This is a genomic window from Methylocucumis oryzae (assembly GCF_000963695.1).
In the GTDB taxonomy this organism is placed as follows: Bacteria; Pseudomonadota; Gammaproteobacteria; order Methylococcales; family Methylomonadaceae; genus Methylovulum; species Methylovulum oryzae.
This window is the reverse complement of sequence record NZ_LAJX01000202.1, coordinates 1-2,427: the sequence shown is the minus strand read 5'-3', so window position 1 is coordinate 2,427 and position 2,427 is coordinate 1. Positions and strand designations below refer to the sequence as shown.

The window sequence follows — 2,427 nt, the reverse complement described above, 5'->3', positions numbered from 1 at the left end:
GACAGAAAACTGGCTACCCACTTAAGCCGGGACAGGGCATTCAGAGCACAGGACGCCGTAAATACATCCCTGTAGGCTTGGCGGCAGCATCCCTGCTGCCGACACCTGCGCTCTAAACACCCTGTCCCGGCTTGGTATTGTCCCGTTTTAAGTTGGTAGCCAGAAAACTTAATAACGCTACCTAATAAGCTTGGCATTTGTTCAATGCAAGCTATATTGTTATCACATTGTTGATAGCAGTCTTAAAATAAGCGTAACCTGATAAATCCATGGGAGTTATGGGAGATTTAACCACTTCTGGATTGCCATCGTAACTGTTTCTATCATATTAACCTGCCGATGCAGCCAAGGATGTAACCCCATGAAAACAAAATGCGTTGATGCTATTTCTCGCTCTGAAATTACCCCTAAGTCATTGTTTTATTCTCGCCGTCACTTTATGCAAACAACGGGCGGCGCTGCTTTAGCGGCGATTGTGGCGCAACCGTTAAAAGCCGGTGAAAAATTATCCGGTGCTAAGCCATCAGCTTTTAACACCGATGAAGAGTTAACGCCTTATAAAGACGTCACCACGTATAATAATTTTTATGAATATGGCACAGACAAGGAAGACCCCTTTAAAAACTCAGGACGCTTGCAGACAAAACCTTGGACAGTGACGGTTGATGGTGAAGTGCATAAGCCTAAAACGTTTTTCGATAGAAGAGTTGTTAACATTAGCGCCTTTAGAAGAGCGCATTTATAGACTGCGATGTGTTGAAGCGTGGTCTATGGTGATTCCGTGGTTAGGTTATTCATTAGCCGAAATCATTAACCGCGTCGAACCGACTGAAAATGCGCGTTTTGTCGAGTTTACTAGTTTACACGACCCTATGCAGATGCCGGGCCAGCGCTCATCGGTGTTGGCTTGGCCTTACAAAGAAGGCTTGCGCTTAGATGAGGCGATGAATCCATTAACGTTGTTAACGTTAGGTTTGTATGGCGAGGTTTTTGCCGAAACAAAACGGTGCCCCTGTGCGAATTGTCGTACCGTGGAAATATGGTTTTAAAAGCCCTAAATCGATTGTTCGTATTCGCTTGGTTAAAGAACAACCGGTATCGAGCTGGATGCAAGCAGGGCCTGATGAATATGGTTTTTATTCTAATGTCAATCCAAATGTTGACCATGCGCGCTGGAGTCAAGCCAAAGAGCGTCGTATTGGTGAGTTTTTTAAACGCAAGACGTTAATGTTTAATGGTTATGAACAACATGTCGCAGCGATGTATAGCGGTATGGATTTACAAAAGTATTTTTAGCCATGACGTGGAATGCTCCAGATACCAAAATGCTGTTCTGGGTAAAAACAGCGTTATTTCTGCTCGCATTGTTGCCGTTGGCTAATTTAATAGTGAAAGCGGTTATTGATGAGTTAGGTGCTAATCCTATTGAAAAAATAACTCGCACGACAGGCTACTGGACATTAACGCTCATATTAATCACATTGACTTTGACGCCGCTACGGCGGTTATCAGGCTGGGTGTGGCTAGTACGGTTAAGAAGAATGCTAGGCTTGTTTGCATTTTTTTATGCGAGCTTGCATTTTACGACGTACTTAGTGTTAGACCAGTTTTTTGATGTGGCCAGTATTGCCAAAGACATTGTCAAGCGACCGTATATTACGGTTGGCTTTCCGGCATTTATGTTACTGATTCCTTTAGCTGTCACGTCAAACGACAACATGATACGCCGACTAGGCGGTAAGCGTTGGCGTTTATTACATCGTTTGGTATACGTGAGCGCTATAGGTGGCGTCATACATTATTGGTGGCTGGTTAAGAAAGATTTAACCAATCCCATCACGTTTGCCATCATATTAGCGTTGCTATTAGGTTTTAGGCTCGCAGATAGTGCTTATAAGCGCTATCTGCAGAGGTGTTAAAAACAATGAAACCCCTTTTGATTGTAAAAACAGGTTCAACATATCCGGCTATTCAACAGCAGTTTGGTGACTTTGACGATTGGCTACAGTCGACTTGTGCTTGTGAGCATGTGTTGTATCAGGTGTGGTTGCCAGAGCTTGAACCGCCACCGGAGCCTACGGCATTTTCGGGTGTGATAATTACCGGCTCACCCGCTATGGTGACTGAGCAAAAAGATTGGATGCGTAGTGCGGCACAGTGGTTGCTGACAGTGATGGAGCGAGATATTCCGGTGTTAGGTATCTGTTTTGGTCATCAATTGCTAGCTTATGCATTAGGTGGTGTGGTTGATTATCATCCATTAGGCCGGGAAATTGGCACGGTCTCCATTGCGTTAACTGATTTAAGCGCTGATGATGATTTATTTGCTACGTTACCTATCTGTTTTAATGCTCATGTTACTCACGCACAATCGGTAAGAGTGTTGCCTTGTGGAGCAAAAGTATTAGGTGGTAATGCCTTTGAACC

At 44.1% G+C, this 2,427-nt stretch carries 2 protein-coding genes and 1 pseudogene; all 3 read left to right on the top strand.

Features of this window, described 5'->3' with window-relative positions; translation table 11 throughout:
• Positions 1 to 361: 361 nt before the first annotated feature.
• A pseudogene (msrP, locus tag VZ94_RS16985) lies at positions 362 to 1,296 on the top strand (protein-methionine-sulfoxide reductase catalytic subunit MsrP).
• 2 nt (positions 1,297 to 1,298) lie between these two features.
• The gene (gene msrQ / locus VZ94_RS16980) at positions 1,299 to 1,919 is read left to right on the top strand and encodes a protein-methionine-sulfoxide reductase heme-binding subunit MsrQ (RefSeq protein ID WP_052700686.1); all 621 of its coding nucleotides are present in this window, start codon (positions 1,299 to 1,301) and stop codon (positions 1,917 to 1,919) included.
• 5 nt (positions 1,920 to 1,924) lie between these two features.
• On the top strand, positions 1,925 to 2,427 hold a 503-nt coding region (locus tag VZ94_RS16975; protein ID WP_045780130.1), incomplete at its 3' end, for a glutamine amidotransferase.

Coding starts and splice junctions, on each gene's coding strand:
- msrQ (WP_052700686.1), top strand. CDS start 1,299: ATGACGTGGAATGCTCCAGATACCAAAATGCTGTTCTGGGTAAAAACA.